Source organism: Streptomyces sp. NPDC057445 (genome assembly GCF_042802855.1).
Lineage (GTDB): Bacteria > Actinomycetota > Actinomycetes > Streptomycetales > Streptomycetaceae > Streptomyces.
Genome location: NZ_JBHVDH010000020.1, coordinates 18,599 through 34,232 on the forward strand (window position 1 = coordinate 18,599; position 15,634 = coordinate 34,232).

Annotated in this window: 14 protein-coding genes; 8 read left to right on the top strand and 6 right to left on the bottom strand. The window is 71.0% G+C overall.

Features of this window, described 5'->3' with window-relative positions:
• Positions 1 to 23: 23 nt before the first annotated feature.
• On the bottom strand, positions 24 to 797 hold the full coding sequence (locus ACFU5O_RS29670; RefSeq protein WP_384245190.1) for an HNH endonuclease family protein: 774 nt from the start codon (positions 795 to 797) through the stop codon (positions 24 to 26).
• Between the two features lie 473 nt (positions 798 to 1,270).
• Between ACFU5O_RS29670 and ACFU5O_RS29675 the strand changes: the two genes are divergently transcribed.
• Together ACFU5O_RS29675 and ACFU5O_RS29680 are read left to right on the top strand one after the other, a co-directional pair.
• A complete protein-coding gene (locus ACFU5O_RS29675) occupies positions 1,271 to 1,588 on the top strand; it encodes a hypothetical protein (RefSeq protein WP_384245191.1) in 318 nt (105 codons plus the stop codon).
• 95 nt (positions 1,589 to 1,683) lie between these two features.
• Positions 1,684 to 2,448: an N-acetyltransferase gene (locus tag ACFU5O_RS29680; RefSeq protein WP_384245192.1), complete on the top strand. Its 765-nt coding sequence runs from the start codon at positions 1,684 to 1,686 to the stop codon at positions 2,446 to 2,448.
• Positions 2,449 to 2,511: 63 nt separating this feature from the next.
• Here ACFU5O_RS29680 and ACFU5O_RS29685 read toward each other — a convergent pair whose 3' ends face one another.
• Positions 2,512 to 3,273: a hypothetical protein gene (locus ACFU5O_RS29685; RefSeq protein ID WP_384245193.1), complete on the bottom strand. Its 762-nt coding sequence runs from the start codon at positions 3,271 to 3,273 to the stop codon at positions 2,512 to 2,514.
• A 96-nt stretch (positions 3,274 to 3,369) separates the two neighbouring features.
• Positions 3,370 to 4,191, bottom strand: a complete 822-nt coding sequence (locus tag ACFU5O_RS29690) for a DUF4190 domain-containing protein (protein ID WP_384245195.1) — start codon at positions 4,189 to 4,191, stop codon at positions 3,370 to 3,372.
• Between the two features lie 244 nt (positions 4,192 to 4,435).
• On the opposite strand from ACFU5O_RS29690, the gene ACFU5O_RS29695 reads away from it, so the two are divergent.
• From ACFU5O_RS29695 to ACFU5O_RS29705, 3 genes are all read left to right on the top strand, one after another.
• Entirely contained in the window at positions 4,436 to 6,484 is a 2,049-nt protein-coding gene (locus tag ACFU5O_RS29695) for an N-6 DNA methylase (RefSeq protein WP_384245196.1), read from the top strand.
• 138 nt (positions 6,485 to 6,622) lie between these two features.
• On the top strand, positions 6,623 to 7,276 hold the full coding sequence (locus tag ACFU5O_RS29700; RefSeq protein WP_384245197.1) for a hypothetical protein: 654 nt from the start codon (positions 6,623 to 6,625) through the stop codon (positions 7,274 to 7,276).
• Positions 7,273 to 8,829, top strand: a complete 1,557-nt coding sequence (locus tag ACFU5O_RS29705; RefSeq protein ID WP_384245199.1) for a protein kinase — start codon at positions 7,273 to 7,275, stop codon at positions 8,827 to 8,829. The genes ACFU5O_RS29700 and ACFU5O_RS29705 overlap by 4 nt, the downstream gene beginning before the upstream one ends.
• Before the next feature lie 316 nt (positions 8,830 to 9,145).
• Here the strand turns inward: ACFU5O_RS29705 and ACFU5O_RS29710 are convergent, their stop codons facing one another.
• Positions 9,146 to 10,021: a class I SAM-dependent methyltransferase gene (locus tag ACFU5O_RS29710; RefSeq protein WP_384245200.1), complete on the bottom strand. Its 876-nt coding sequence runs from the start codon at positions 10,019 to 10,021 to the stop codon at positions 9,146 to 9,148.
• A gap of 22 nt (positions 10,022 to 10,043) precedes the next feature.
• Positions 10,044 to 12,557 carry a YfhO family protein gene (locus ACFU5O_RS29715; protein WP_384245201.1) on the bottom strand — a complete coding sequence of 838 codons (2,514 nt, stop codon included), beginning with the start codon at positions 12,555 to 12,557 and terminating at the stop codon, positions 10,044 to 10,046.
• A 124-nt stretch (positions 12,558 to 12,681) separates the two neighbouring features.
• On the opposite strand from ACFU5O_RS29715, the gene ACFU5O_RS29720 reads away from it, so the two are divergent.
• Entirely contained in the window at positions 12,682 to 13,662 is a 981-nt protein-coding gene (locus tag ACFU5O_RS29720; RefSeq protein WP_384245203.1) for a glycosyltransferase family 2 protein, read from the top strand.
• Positions 13,659 to 14,108, top strand: coding sequence for a GtrA family protein (locus ACFU5O_RS29725; protein ID WP_384245204.1), 450 nt, complete (start codon positions 13,659 to 13,661; stop codon positions 14,106 to 14,108). The genes ACFU5O_RS29720 and ACFU5O_RS29725 overlap by 4 nt, the downstream gene beginning before the upstream one ends.
• Before the next feature lie 17 nt (positions 14,109 to 14,125).
• Here the strand turns inward: ACFU5O_RS29725 and ACFU5O_RS29730 are convergent, their stop codons facing one another.
• On the bottom strand, positions 14,126 to 14,773 hold the full coding sequence (locus tag ACFU5O_RS29730; RefSeq protein WP_384245206.1) for a DUF4230 domain-containing protein: 648 nt from the start codon (positions 14,771 to 14,773) through the stop codon (positions 14,126 to 14,128).
• Positions 14,774 to 14,961: 188 nt separating this feature from the next.
• Here ACFU5O_RS29730 and ACFU5O_RS29735 point away from each other — a divergent pair, with 188 nt between their 5' ends.
• Complete coding sequence (locus ACFU5O_RS29735) at positions 14,962 to 15,615, top strand: SurA N-terminal domain-containing protein (protein WP_384245207.1); 654 nt, start codon at positions 14,962 to 14,964, stop codon at positions 15,613 to 15,615.
• Positions 15,616 to 15,634 lie beyond the last annotated feature (19 nt).

The window sequence follows — 15,634 nt, forward strand, 5'->3', positions numbered from 1 at the left end:
TTCCTCAGGTCATCGCGGCACTGTCAGCCTCCGCACTGCTTCAGCATCATCGCCTTGTCCGCCGTCGTCACCGGAAGGTCGTACTTGAGGGAAACCTGCGCGAAGCGGACCGCGTAGGCGCACCTGATCCGCTTGTCGGGCGGCAGCCAGGACGCTGGTCCGGAGTCGCCCTTGGCCGAGTTGGCCCGGCCGTGGACCGGGACCAGATTGAGCACGTCGTTGGAGAACCGTTCCCGCTTGCTCTTCGGCCAGCCAAACGAACCCATCTGCCAGCTGTAGGACAGCGGCACCACGTGGTCTATCTGCACCTCGGAGGCCCGCTGCTTGCGCCATTCGATGATCGTTCCGGTGTACGGGTCATCCAGAGTCATTGCGATGACCACACAGTCCGAGCCAGCTCTGAAGCGGAGGCTCTGGCCATCACGACGAATGAGATCGTTTCGAGTGTCACACCCGTTCCTCGCGAGCGGCACACCGTCCGCCGTGTCCATCCACGCGTAGCCGAACATGTCACGGTCGTACCCCGGCTTCGGCCCCCGCCCCTTCGTGTACAGCTTCTCGATGAGTCGGCGGGCCGCCGCCTTGTCCGCGTCGGCCATCACGGGCGCCAGCCCGGGCTTCGTACCGTCCGGATTCTCGAGCGGGCTGACTGCGCGTCCGTCCGACGCAGCCGGACCGGAGCCCGTGGAGGAGCCGTCTTCGCCGAAACCCTCGCATCCAGAGACGAGAAGCACGGCAGCCGCTGCCACCGCCGCCACACGGAAGAAACGCAGGTTCTCCGACCCCTTGTAACTCACGTGCCTCTCAGTAAGCACAACCCACCGCCCTCTGCATGAGCTGCACAAATGCCCCAATCGCCTGGCGAAGCATAGAGATAACACGGGTGCCGCACCCGTTGTGGTCGGTGTCGAGCCAGCCGGAGCCGAACTCGTCGCGCGAATAACCCGACCTGGGCGCCCGGCCCTTCACCGCAAGACTTTCGACCGCTCGCAGTGCCGTTCCCGCGGACGCGGTGGATCCTGGGGCTGCTCCTGTCGGACCCTGTCCTGTCTCGCACCCGGTCAGGGCGAGCGAGCACGCCAGGGTCAGGATGGCGGGTCGAAGCAGGCGGCGGGCACGGTGTGAGGTGCTGGGGGGTGTCACGACCGATCAGAGTAGGCGGTGGCGGGGACGGCCGGGAGGGGCCCACCGGGCAACTGCGCGAAGTTTCACGGGCCGTGGGCAACTCAAGTGACCAGTGAGGCCGATCACGGGCGGGAATACTGGGCGCATGCGGAAATGGTCGACAGCAGTGGCGGTGAATCTGCTGCTGGGAATTCCCGGTGTCGCGCCCGTGTGGTTGTTCTGGTACTTCGCCGTGAACTGGCCGCTGGCGGCGATCGGCTGGACTCGGCCGGAGCCGACGGAGAACGACGGCATGCTGCCGTGGCTGGTGGTCGGAGCACCGGTGCTCTTGCTTTTCGCCCTGGTCTGGTGGCTTGTCAACCGCGTCGTGTGGCGCAGGATGGCGCCGGCCCCCCGGTTCTACCGGCCGGTGAGTGCGCTGGTGACCCTTGTGCCGTCGTTCACGCTCATGGCCGTCCTGTGAGAAGGGGAATCGAAGGCGTGGGGAGCCGGTGGCCGTGGCGGCGCACTGCCGGAAAACTGTTTGAGGGCCGTACGCTCCGTCGTTAGCCTGCTCCGATGGACGCCTCTGCCGACCCGCAACTGACGATCACCACGCTCTCCGAGCGGCCCGAACTGCAGGGGCCCCTGTGGGCGATGCCGGACACCTGGCCGAAGTTCATCCTGAACGACCCCGTCGGCTGGGCGAACATGGGCCGTATCGTCGCGGAGCTGCCCGAGTACGTCCTGGTCGCGACCGACCCCGAGGGCGCGGTCGTGGCCAGGGGGTTCAGTGTCCCGTTCGCGCTGGACACCGACGGGCGGCGGGGGCTGCCCGCCACCGGCTGGGACCAGGTGCTCCTGTGGGCGTTCTCCGACCGACGGCACGGACGGACCCCGGACACGGTGAGCGCGATCGAGATCACCGTGGAGAAGGGGATGCTGGGCCGGGGGATCTCCGGCCGCATGGTGGCCGCGATGCGGGACAACGCCCGCGCCCTCGGCTTCGGGGAGCTCGTCGCGCCGGTCCGGCCGAACGGCAAGCATCTCGTTCCCCAGGCGCCGATGTCCGAGTACGCCTTCCGCACCCGCGAGCAGGACGGTCTTCCGCACGACCCGTGGCTGCGCGTCCATGTCCGCGCGGGCGGGGTCGTCGAGCGGGTCGCGCCGGCGTCCATGACCGTCTCGGGATCGCTGGAGCAGTGGCGTGACTGGACCGGCCTGCCGTTCGACACGGACGGGCCGGTGACGGTTCCCGGGGCGCTGGTGCCGGTCAACTGCTCGACCGCGCACGGGTACGCCGTGTACGTCGAGCCCAATGTGTGGGTGCGGCACCGGCTCTGACGCACGGAGGCCGGGGAGGCCGCCCCCTCCGGCGGCCTCCCCGGCCGGCCCTTGGCTCCGCCGCTAGCCGACGTCGGCGATGTCCTTCCTGGCGGGCTTCGTCGCCGGGACCGGCTTGTTGAACCCCGAGAACGTCATGGAGCCGGGCTCCTTGCCGCCGGTCACCTGGAGCTTGAGCAGATACGGGGTGCCCTCGACGGCCACGTGGGCGGTGTACTTCTCTTCGCCGTCCCGCTCGGTGAGCATCAGCGCCGACGCGCCGTTGACCTTCGACTCCCCCGCCTTCTTCGCGATGTTGTCGTTGTCCTCGAAGCCGGCGAGATAGGTGTCCAGGTCGCAGAACTCGACCATGTCCCGGGCGTCCTCCGAGTCGGCCTCGGTCTCGACCCATTTGCCGAGCAGGGCCTTGAGGACGGCGTCGGTCTCCTCCTTGGAGTCGCCCTTGCTCTGCATGCGGAGCATCGTCTCGTCGAACCGCATGTAGACGGAGTTGCCGGTCTTGATGAGTTCGGTGGTGCCCGCGGAGTCGATGGAGACGGTTCCCGCGCAGTCGCCCTTGGTGTTGACGGCCAGGTATGCCTTGACCGGCCCGTCGGGTGACTTCATGTCGATGTCGAGGGTGAGGGACTTCGCCTCTTTGGTGGCCCGGAAGCTCTTGTTGACGACCTCGGGGCCCGAGAGGTCCGCGAACGGGCCGGAGCCCGCTTCGCGCGTCTCCTTGCCGTCGGGGCCGAGCGTGCCGCACCCCGTGAGGCCGAGAGCGGTGGCGCTGCAGAGGGCGGTCAGGGCGATGCGCTTCAGCCGGACCAGAGCGGTGGCAGACATGGGTCTTCTTCTCCGGGAGGTGGGAGGCGGGAGGTACGCGGGGAGGGCGGGGAGGGCGGGAGTCGGCGCGGGACGGGGAGCGCCCGCGCCGGACCGTCAGAGCGTCAGGTCCCAGACGGTGGCGTTGTACTCGAAGCCGGGGCTGATCTCGACGGTCAGGTTCTTGGCGGCTGCGGGGGCGTCGAAGGCCCACGTCACGGTGGCCTTCTTGCCGGGCAGAACGGTGCCGGTGAACGGCTCGCCGACCTTGCCGTCGTAGATCTCCTCGGCCTTGACCCCGTCCTTGCCGGCACGGGCCTCCCTGGTGACGAGCGCGGCGTCGAACTTCTCCTTGCCGGAGTTCTCGATGACGACGGTGACCTTGTAGGCCTTGTTGCCCTTGGTGTGACCGATGGCGAACTCGCCCGGGTTGTAGGCCGTCGGCTCGGACACCGTGATGGTCAGGTCGTCGTCGTAGACGGCGGAGTCGCCGGCCGCCAGCGCCTTGCCTGCCGCGTCCTCGCCGTCCTTCGCCTTCTCCAGGGGCTTGTCGCCCTTGCCGGTGCCGGGCCTCTTCGACGCCGAGCTGCCGGAGGCGCCCTTGTTGATCTCGTCGACGGCGTCACCGACGACCTTGAACGTGACGACCGCGCCGACCACCGAGAGGACCAGCGACACCAGGCCGAGGACGACACCCGTGATGGCGACCCCCTTGTTGGTGGCTTCGCCGCGCTTGACTCTGCCTCGCGCCGCGAAGCCGAGGATCAGGCCGATCAGGCCGAGGATTCCGGCCAGCCAGAAGAAGAACGGGACGAAACCGGACAGGGTGCCGATGATCCCGAGGATCAGTGCCGCGGTGCCCAGGCCGTTGCGGGCCTGGATCGGCGCGGGCGCCTGGGGGAACTGCGGCTGCTGCGGCTGCTGCGTGTACTGGGACATGGGTGTCCTCCGGGGACGTGATGGGGACGGATGCCGCACGGGAGGGAACGCCCGTGTGGCCGGGACCGCTGAGCAATCCCGTGGTGCGGTGAGTCAATGAGAGCAGAGCCTGTGAACCGAGTCAACAGGATTCACGGAGAAGAGGTCGGCTCACGCTGTGAAGTGGTCCGTCTTGTGGTCATCGGTATGCTCGGTGCCACATCAGCGCCGATGAGAGCCGTCGAGGGAAACAGGAGGCCGCCACGTGCCGGACAACGCTGCAGAGGTGACCGCTGCCGGAATCGCCCGGCTCGCGGGCGTGGGGCGTGCCGCGGTCAGCAACTGGCGGCGCCGGCACGCCGATTTCCCCAGGCCCGTCGGCGGCACGGAGACCAGTCCGTCCTTCGCTCTCGCGGACGTCGAGCAGTGGCTGCGCGACCAGGGAAAACTCGCCGAAGTACCGCTCCGGGAGCGGGTCTGGCAGCAACTGTCCGGACACCCCGACGGCGCCGTCACCGCCCTTGTCCACGCAGGCTGCGCCCTCCTGCTCGTACGGGACCGGCACACGGCCTGGCTGGAGCTCGCCGCCGTCTCCGACGAGCGCATGGCGACGATGCTGCCCACGGCTGTGGAGGCGGTGCTCACCCCGCGGTTCGGACCGGCGGACGAGCGTGCCGTGCCCACGCCCGACACTCCGGCGCTGCGCCGCTCCGTCCCCCTGCTGCGCGGTGTCGCCGAGCTCGCCGCCGAGACCGGCGCACGCCAGGCGTTCGAATTCCTCGTCGGCCGCCATCTCGACGCCAACCCCCGCCAGTACACGCTCACTCCGCCCGGCCCCGCCGCGCTCATGGCCGCACTGGCCGGTCCCGCGAGCACCGTTCTCGACCCCGCCTGCGGCACCGGCGCGCTGCTTTGGGCCGTCGCGAACCCCACCGTGCTGCACGCGCAGGAGGCCGACCCCGACCTCGCCGCGCTCGCCGCGCTGCGCCTCGCCCTGCAGTCCGACGCCGAGGTCCGCGCCCGCGCGGGCGACTCCCTGCGCGCCGACGCCTTTCCGCAGCTCGCCGCCGACGCCGTCCTCTGCCACCCGCCGTTCAACGAACGCAACTGGGGCCACGACGAACTCGCCTACGACCCGCGCTGGGAGTACGGCTTCCCGGCCCGTACCGAGTCCGAACTGGCCTGGGTGCAGCACGCGCTCGCTCGGCTGCGCCCCGGCGGAACGGCCGTTCTGCTGATGCCGCCCGCAGCCGCCTCCCGCCGCTCCGGCCGCCGCATCCGCGCCGATCTGCTCCGCCGTGGCGCGCTGCGCGCGGTCGTCGCCCTGCCCGCCGGTGCGGCGCCCCCCTACGGGGTCCCCCTGCACCTGTGGGTGCTGCGCCGCCCGGCCACAGGTGAGCGTCCCGCGCCCGAACTGCTGCTCGTCGACACGGCCGAGCAGGCGGGGAACGGCGGTCGCGACAAGCTCGACTGGCAGGCCGTGCAGAGCGCGGTGCTCGACGCCTGGCGGCCCTTCGAGCGCCACGGCACCGTCGCGGAACAGCCCGGTGTCAGCCGTTCCGTTCCCGTCATCGAGCTCCTCGACGACGACGTGGACCTGGCTCCCGCCCGTCACCTTCCGCCCCCGGCAGCGGGCGGGAGCGCGGCCGAGCTCAGCGGCGTACGGGAACGGCTGACCGACACCCTGCGCCTCACCGGCGACCTCACCCCGCCGCCCGCCGAGCCCGCCACGGCCGGACCGGCCCGCTGGACCGGCACCACCGTCGGCGAACTCGTCCGCGCAGGGGCCCTGGAGCTGCGCGCGGGCGGCACCGGTACCGGCTCGGTCCCGGTCCTCACCGAGCACGACGTCCTCGCCGGCGCCGCACCCTCCGGCACCCTGCCGGACGCCCCCGGGCCCGGAGAGGACCCCGTCGAACCCGTCCTCGTCCGCACCGGTGACGTCATCGTCCCCGTGCTCGGCGGGGGTTCGGCCGCCCGCGTCGTCGACGAGGCCACGGCCGGCGCCGCGCTCGGACGCAACCTCCAGCTGCTGCGCCCCGACCCCGCCGCCCTCGACCCCTGGTTCCTCGCCGGCTTCCTGCGCGGCACCGCGAACAACCGCCAGGCCAGCAGCTACGCCTCCACCGCCACCCGGCTGGACGTCCGCCGGCTCCAGCTGCCCCGGCTGCCGCTCGTCGAACAGCGGAAGTACGGGGAGCGCTTCCGTGCGCTCGCCTCGTTCGAGGACGCGCTGAGGCTCGCGGGCCGGCTCGGGGAGCAGCTCGTGCAGGGTTTGTACGACGGGCTGACGGACGGCACCGTCGAGGCCTGAGCAGGGCCGCGTACCGTGGCGTGATCAGTTCAACAACGGTTCCGCACAACCCGGGGCGGGCTGTCCGTGTCGGTGTATACGCTCGAGTCCTCGTTCGACCTGTGCACCCCCCGTACCCGCAACTTGTCAGGAGCAGCAATGCACGGCCATGGCTACGCGCCGCCACCTCCGACCCGCCGCGCAAACGGCGGGCAGGTCGTCCTGCGCGTGGTCCTCGTGGCGCTGACGATGCTCAGCTGCGGTTTCCTCGGCTGGGCCCCGATGCTCCGGCTCGGGCTCCTCACCCGCAGGCGCCTGCACTGGGGACTGTTCGGGGCCGTGATCGCGTCCACCGTGGGCATCCTCGTGTTCGCGGGAACCATGGTCCCGGACGACCAGACCCAGGAGATGAGCGACCCCGTCGGCTTCACACTGGTCATCTGGCTGCTCCTCGCCACGGTGGGAGTCACGACGTACTACCTCGTGGCGGAGATCCGCCACTTCGAGCAGTCGGTCCCGCTGTCGCCCGGCTACATCCCGCCGCAGACGCAGACGCAGATGACGGGTTACGGCTACCCGCAGGTGGCCCAGGCGCCCGTACAGACGCCGCCCGCGCCGTCGACGCCCGTACCGGGTCCGCCCGTCCAGAACCCGTACGCGCAGCCCGTGCAGCAGCAGTACACCCCGCCGGCGCCCCAGCCGGCCGCCGACCGGCAGCCGAACCCCGCCCGTATCGACCAGGTCCGCGCCGAGCTCGACGAGCTCAGCGACATCCTCCGCAGGGACAAGGACCAGCGGGAGGGCGGCCGGTGAACGGACGGGTCATCGCCGGCCGTTACGAACTCTCCACCATCATCGGTCAGGGCGGTATGGGCCAGGTCTGGACCGGCTACGACCAGCGGCTCGACCGCCGTGTCGCCGTGAAGCTGCTCCGCCCCGACATGATGGCCGCAGCGACCGCGGCGGACGAGATGCGCCGCCGTTTCGTCCGTGAGTGCAGGGTCACCGCCCAGGTCTCGCACCCCGGTCTGGTCACCGTCCATGACGCGGGCAGCGACGGGGACGATCTGTATCTCGTCATGCAGTACGTCGAGGGCGCGGACCTCGCGGACCATCTGGCCGAGCACGACCCGTATCCGTGGGAGTGGGCGGTGTCGATCGCGGCCCAGCTGTGCGCGGTGCTCGGCGCAGTGCACGCCGTACCGATCGTCCACCGCGACCTCAAGCCGCGGAACGTGATGGTGAAGCCCGACGGCACGGTCACCGTGCTCGACCTCGGCGTGGCCTCCGTGCTGGACACCGACACCACCCGTCTCACGCACACCGGCTCCCCGATCGGCAGCCCCGCCTACATGGCACCCGAGCAGGCGATGGGCGGTGCCGTCGGCCCGTACACCGATCTGTACGCGCTCGGCGTGCTGCTGCACGAACTGCTGAGCGGGAACGTGCCGTTCGTGGGTTCCACCGCGCTCGGTGTGCTGCACCGTCATCTGTACGAGCCGCCGCTTCCCGTGCGGCAGCTGCGTCCCGAGGTGCCCGCCGAGCTCGAGGCGGTCGTGCTGAGGCTGCTGTCCAAGGACCCGCAGCACCGCCCGTCCGGAGCCCAGGAGGTGTACGAGCAACTGGCCCCGCTGCTGCCAGGACGCGGCATGGCCGGGGGCGTTTCCGGACGCGGTGCCGCAGGCGGCCCGCTCGACCCGACGCGCCCCTTCCTGCGCCCGCACGCCCCCTGGCCGGACCGTGGCGCCCCGCCGCCGCCCATCCCGCATCAGGCGCCCGCGCCGGACGTCGTGGACCGTCCGGACGTCGCCGCGGCCGTCGACGAGGTCAAGCGCCTCCTCGGCGAAGGCAGCATCACCAGGGCCGTGGACATCCTCGGCGGCATCCTCCCGGCCGCGGCGGCCGAGCACGGTGAGCACTCACCGGTCGTCAGAATCCTGCGCAAGCAGTACGCGACGACGCTGATGGACGACGGCCAGTACCGCCGCGCCCTGCCGGAGCTGCGCAGGCTCGCCGACGACCGGGCGGCCGAGGCGGGCATGGCAGATCCAGCGACCCTCCAGTTCCGCTACGACGCCGCGCAGTGCCTGGAGCAACTGGGCGAAACGACGGCGGCGCTCGCCGAGTACCGGTCGCTGCTGCCGTTCTACGAAAACCTTCACTCGACCGGCGCCGACCGGTCCCGGGCGTTCGACATCCGGCACCGCATCGGGGATCTGCTGCTCGCGATGGGCGACCACACGGCGGGCCATCAGCAGCTGCAGAACCTGCTCTTCGACACGGAGCGTATGTACGGCCCGGGCCACCCCCGGGCGATCGAGCTCCGGCGCTCACTGGACCGCCAGCGCCAGTTCCGGCCGGGGTAGTTCGCCCCGACCCGGGCCTGGCTACGTCCCCGGGCCGTGCTGAGGCCCCGGGACCGGGCTTCGGCTCTGGGCCGGGCTGTGCCCCGGACTCCGCTGAGGCCCCGGGAGCTGGCTGCGCCCCTGGGACCTGGCTGCGCCCCTGGGACCTGGCTGCGCCCCTGGGACCTGGCTGCGCCCCTGGGACCTGGCTGCGCCCCCGGACCCCACCGAAGCCTCGGACCCCGCTGAGGCCCCGGGCCGGGCTTCGGCCCCGCGGACTGCGGCCTTCCTAGGCCCGGCGCGGCCGTGTGGCCGTGGCCAGGCCGCGCGGGGCCGGTCAGGTCGCGCGCAGGAACGCCGTACCGGCGACCTGACCGGCGAGCTTGAGCCGCGAGCCGTTCGCGAGGTGCTTCGCCAGAGCCTCGCTCACGCCCGGGCGGGTGTCGTCGGCGTGGCCGTCGAGCGCCACGACCGTGCCCTCGGTGGCGAGCTCCTCCGCCCACTCCAGATCGGCGAGGACCGTCCGCACGGAGGGGTCGCCGGCGATGACGATCACTCCGTAGCGGCGGTCGGCGACGGCGCTGCGGATCTCCGGTTCGCCGGACGCGCCCTGCTGGATGCGGGCCTGCGCACCCGACCGGCTGCCGCACAGTGCCAGGTTGGCCCGTACGACGTCCTCGCGCACCAGCGGTTCGGTACCCGCGAGCGGGTCGACGATCGTCAGCCGAGGCTCGGAGCCCGCGCGGTGCAGCATGCGCAGCAGCGCGGTCGCGAAGAGCCCGTGCCGGGTGCCGATCTCCAGTACGTCCTCGTTCGGCGGGGCCAGCAGCGGAACGGTCGCCAGCTTGCCGCACACATCGGACGTGGAGCCCGCGATCCGGCCGACTCCGAGCGCCTCCAGCGCCACCACCGTGCGGTACGCGACCGTCAGATCGCGACGGGCGTGATCAGCGGAGGCCCCCGTCGCCGTGCACACCTCTCGCACCAGCGTGTCCAACTGCGTGGCGGTGGGCATCCGGTGCGCGTCCCGCCCGGCGTGGTCCAGCAGCAGCCCGAGCCCGTAGCTCTGCCGCCGCAGGTCGGCCACTTCGTGGTGGAGGGCGTCGAGATCGGCCTGGAGGGCGTTCGTGGCGCGCTCCAGGCGTTGCTCGACCAGCGTGAACGCGGGGCGCAGCACCCGCTTCGCCAGCCGGTTGCTCAGGAGGGAGGGCATGGCCGGGAGCGTACGCCGCGCTTCATGCTCCCGGGGCCACCAAAGGGTTCTGTACGGGTGAAGTCTTGGTGGCCTTCCGCCGACGCGCACATGTTCGGGAACGCGCCCGTGACGCGGGCAGGACCGCCGACAGGACCAGCAGCAGCGCCGCCGCCCCGCCGATCGCCGTACCGGCCCGCAGCCCCGGCGGCCGGAAGGAGCAGTCGACGACGGTCGTCCCGCCGTCGAGCGGGACGGCGACCAGACCGAGGTGCTGCTCCGCCGGCCTGCCGTTGCAGCTCCAGCCCGCGATGCGCGGCGCGGCGAGAACGGCCGTTCCGGTCGATCCCGGCGGCAGTTCGGCCCGTACGCCGCTGTCCCGGACGTCGACGGACACCGCCCCCGTGGCCTTCAGCGCGGCCACGGCGGTGGCGAGCCTGCCCCGGTCGAGGCAGCCTGCGCTCCAGTGGCGGGGCGGGCCGTCCTTGCCGAAGACGATCACCGATCGCGCCCCCTTCGACGTGCCGAGCGGGGTCAACGGCGCGCGGCGCTTGGGCAGTCCACCGCGCATCTGGACGGGCTCGCCGTCGCCGAGGCGCACGGTACCGGTGTGGTCGGGCGCCCACAGGAAGACGTCTGTACCGGCCGGGCAGACGCCGTTGACGGGCTCGCCGTACACCCGGGCGCCGAGCAGCCGCTCCTGGTTGTGCAAAGGCGAGTCGCCGTAGCCGAGCTCCGGGCCTCGCGGCCGTACGGTCACCAGCGGCAGCACCTCGGCCGCCCTGGTCACCCGCGGCTCCGTGCCTCGCGGCTCCGTGCCCCGCGCCGAGTGGATCCGGGCGCCCACCGAGAAGATCGCGTCCGTGACCGGGTTGTCCAGACTCTGCAGATTGCGTCCCCGCGAGGTCCACCCCGCGCCGAGCGCCGCCATGGTGCGGGTGAGCACATCGGGTGTGTGGCTGCTGTAGTAGCCGCCGCCCTCGCCGCCCAGCAGCAGCGGATCGTTGCCGGTGATCTGCTCCCGCCCCGGGTCGGTCCGGTAACGGGGCCAGCCGTCGGCCCGCGCCACCGCGCCGGCCCGCTCGCCGTGGTCCCTGCTCCAGGCCGGATAGTCGTCGAGGCGTCCGAGCCGCTGCCGGTCGGCGTACGCGGTGGTCGCGGCCGCCTGCCCGGCCAGCGAACCGGCGAGGAGGAGCGCGGCGACCACGACGTGACGCTGCCGCTTCGCCAGCACCAGGGCGGTGCCCGCGCCGGCGAGCCCGGCCAGGAACAGCGGGTACGTCCAGCCGGTCACCAGGTCGCTGGCCGCCGCGCCCAGCCCCACGACCGCCAGGATCCCGGTGCCGGCGAGCAGCGCTCGCCGGTCCGGCCAGGTGTGCGCGACGCACACCCAGGCCGCGATGACCATGATTCCGGCGAGGACGAAGGTCTGACGGTACGGGCTGCCGTTGGGCGTGGCGAAGATGTGCCAGGTCAGATGGGTGGGCCCCCAGTGCATCGACAGGGCGACCAGCACGGCGAGAGCCGTCCACCACCGGCGCTCGCGCCGTGGCACTCCCCGGTGGAAGAGGAGCGCGCAGGCGAGCAGGAGGGTGCCCGTGCCGAGGAACATGGCCGGGGTGGAGAAGCTGTACGTCGCCGGAAGCGTCCTGGCGAGCACGTCCGACCAGCCTGAGGGTTCGAACTCCCGGCTCCAGCCGGGGTATGCGTGCTTCGCGCCCAGGAAGACGGGCAGCAGCACCGGCGCGGCGAGGCCGATCCCGAGCAGCGTGGTGGCGGCGGCGCGGACAAGGACGCGTACCCGGTCCCGCGCTCCGGTCCGCTCGTCCAGGAGGAGCCGCAGCACCAGTACGAGAGCGGCGCCGAGCGTCGCCATGTAGACGGTGTAGAAGTTCGCGGTCCAGGCCAGCGCCACGAGCACCGGGCCGAGGACGGGACGCCGCCCGGCGCGTGCCCACTCGCCGACCAGGCAGAGCAGCGGGAAGGCGATCAGCCCGTCGAGCCACATCGTGTTGTACGAGGCCTCGATGACCGACCAGCCGCAGAGCCCGTACGAGGCCCCGAGGACCGCCGCCGCCCACGAGCGGCCGGTGCCGCGGTGCAGGGTCAGCAGCAGCCGGGTCATGGCCGCCGCGGCCGCCGCCATCTTCAGCACGGTGATCACGTACACGGCGAGGTCGATGTCCTCGCGTGGGAAGAGCCCGACGATCAGCGAGAACGGGCTGCCCAGGTACGTCCCGAGGTCGGGGAGGAATGCGGTGCCGTACCCGGACTGCCAGTTGAGCAGCAGCCCGCCGTGGGCGCGCCCGTGCAGCAGGTCCCACAGATGGGCGTGGAACGGTACGAACTGATTGCCCAGGTCGTTGACACTGCGCGTCTTCGGGCCGAAGGGGAAGCTGCGGGCGACCGCGTCCCCGGCGCACACAGTCACGGTGGTGACGAGTGCGGCCAGGGCGGCGGCGCGCAGCGAGGAGGCGCGCCGGGAGGGCGCCCGCCCGGCGTTTGCGGTCGTAGGCCCGCGGGAAGTCTCGTCCCGCTTCAGGTCCAGAGTCGGCATGATTCATCGAATATGCCAGGACCGGATGTGAATTCGATCGCCCGTGGGGCCAGTTCACGCAATGGTCGCCTGTGCGCCATGTGCCCAATCCGCACCGGACATACGGGTCCGTTGTTGTTCTTCCGTGCTGATCTCGATTGTTGTCCCGTGCTTCAACGAAGAGGAGATCATCAACCGCTTCCATGAGCATGTGACCAAGGAACTCGCGCTGCTGGGCCAGGAATTCGAACTGGTCTATGTGGACGACGGAAGTCGTGACCGTACGCTCGGACTCCTCGAGGAGATCGCCGCGGCCGACTCCCGTACCCGCTATGTCTCCTTCAGCCGGAACTTCGGCAAGGAGGCCGCGATGCTGGCCGGACTCCAGCACGCCGGCGGCGACGCGGTGGTCATCATGGATGCCGATCTCCAGCACCCGCCCGAGCTGGTGCACCGGATGCTCCGCCTCCACGAGGAGGGATTCGACCAGGTCATAGCGCGGCGCACGCGCAAGGGTGACCGGGTCACCCGTACCGTCACCGCGCGCGCCTACTACTGGCTGATCAACCGGCTGGTGGACGTGGAACTCGTCGACGGCGTGGGTGACTTCCGGCTGCTGTCGCGCCGCACCGTGGACGCGATCCTCGGACTGAGCGAGTACAACCGATTCTCCAAGGGCCTCTTCGCCTGGGTGGGATTCCGCACCACGACGTTCGAGTACGAGAATGCGGTACGCGAGCAGGGCCGGTCCAAGTGGAGCTTCGGCAAGCTGCTCAATTACGGCCTCGACGGGCTGCTCTCCTTCAACAACAAGCCACTGCGGGCAGCCGTCTATCTCGGACTTCTTCTGCTCTCCGTGGCCATGGCGTATGCCACCTGGATCGTCGGTGTCGCGCTCGTCGACGGGGTTGACACGCCCGGCTATGTCACACTTCTGGTGACGGTGGTCGCGCTCGCCGGTGTCCAGATGGTGATGCTGGGCGTGGTCGGTGAGTACGTCGGCCGTATCTATTACGAGGTGAAGCGCCGCCCGCACTATCTGGTGGCGGAGACCAACGCCGGCCTTCCGCGTCAGCGTGACCGGGCGGGCCGGGGAGAAGAGCAGGGAGAGCTCGTACGCCGATGACGGTCCAGTGGCAGATGTTCCGCTTCGCGCTGGTCGGCGTCGTCAACACCGGCACGTACTACGGCTGCTACCTGGCGCTGCTGACCCGACTGCCGTACATCGCCGCGCACGTCATCGCCTTCGCGCTCAGCATGACGGGCTCGTTCTTCATGAACTCGTACTTCACCTACCGCACGCGGCCGACCTGGCGGAAGTTCCTGCTCTTCCCGCTCACCAACGCCGCGAACTTCGTCATCACCACCGGCGGGGTCTATCTGCTGGTCGACGTGGGCGGATTCAGCGACCGCTGGTCACCCCTCGTCGCCGCGGCCGCGGCCATCCCGATCACTTTCGTCGTCTCCCGCACGATCATGCTCCGCCCGGAGCCGGCCCGGCCCCGACGGGGACCGGCCCGACAGGTGCCGGCCGGCGAGGGGCCGGTCCCCGAAGCCGGTGTCCGTCGATGAGGCCGTGATGGGGCAGCTCAGCCGCCGTAGCTGATCCGGACCTCCTTGAAACCGAGTGAGCGCAGCAGGCCCTGCAGCATCCTCGTGGTGTTCTGCTCGGCCTGAGCGGTCAGCCGGCTGCTCCTGGCGGCGGTCTCGATGTGCTGCACCGCCAGTCGCTGGACGGCCTGCTCACTGCCCGGATTGTCGGAGAAGAAGTCGCCCAGCCGGTCCAGCAGACCGCGCTGCTTGGAGACGGCGTAGGAGCGCTCGGGGTCGAGAGCCGGCCTGCCGAGGGCGGCATGCGGGAGGCGGATCGTGGCGCTGGTGCGGTCCTTGTCGACCGTGACGTCCTCCTTGTCCAGGGTTCCCATGTCGACGTACGCGTCGACGGTCCCGGCGCCGACGTACAGCGTCCTGGTGCCCCGCAACGCGTCCGGGAGGTACTTGGTGTCCTTCTCCAGGTCCACGACGACCTGGAAGTTGCCCGTGGCAGCCTCGTAGCGGCTGATGTCCTGGATGGATTCGAGCAGCGCGGGTCCCGAGCGGTCGTGGGTCTCCTCGCCGAGTACGTCCTCGAGCGAGGGCAGCAGGCTGAAGCGCAGGCCCGCCAGCAGCAGTACGACCACGAGGGCGGCGCCGCCCGCAGCCTTCACCCACCACGGCACAGCTTTGCCGGATCTCATGACGGTGGTCCTCCCTTCCCCCGTACGGATGCCCCCGCCCTCGGCGATCAGGCATGGCCATGCCGTGCCCTCGTGCCCCAAGCGCCTCGCGAATCGTTGACCGAATCAGTGGCTTCGAAGTAGTGGCCCTGAGCCACGCCGACTGCCTACCATCGATCACCGCAACCGCCGCACGCCGGGAGGCCCCTTTGCACCGCCGCCGTCGCACCGCGCTCGCCCTGTCAGCCGCGCTCGTCGCTGCGGCCCCCCTGCTCGCCGCCTGCGGCAACGAAGCGCATCCGGGGGCGGCAGCCGTCGTGGGCGGGGACCGCATCGAGGTGGCCACGCTCCAGTCGCAGGTGCAGGACGTGCGGGCGGCCCAGGAGACGGCACCCGGATCGGCGCAGCTGATCGAGAACACCGGGCAGCTGAGCCGGGCCAAGCTGCACGGCATGATCTTCGACCTGGTTCTCGAGAAGGCCGCGAGCGAGGCAGGGGTCACCGTCTCCCGCAAGGAGACCCAGGACGCCCGGGCCGCCGCCGTCCAGCAGTCCGGGGGTGAGAAGCAGCTCGCAGCGATGCTGCTGCAGCAGCGCGGACTCGCACCGGACCAGATCGACCAGGCCGTCCGGGAGGAGGTCCTGCTGACCAAGCTGGCCAAGGCGCTCGACGCCGACCTCGGCACACCGCAGGGCCAGCAGAAGGTCGGCACCGCCCTCACCGCGGCGTCCAAGGCGCTCGACATCGACGTGAACCCCCGCTACGGCGCCTGGGACGACACGAAGATCCAGCTGGGCGAGTACAAGGCCCCCTGGATCACCCAGGTTTCCAGGGAGCCGGAGGCGGTCCAGGCCGGGGCCTGAGGGACGGACCGGCCGACGT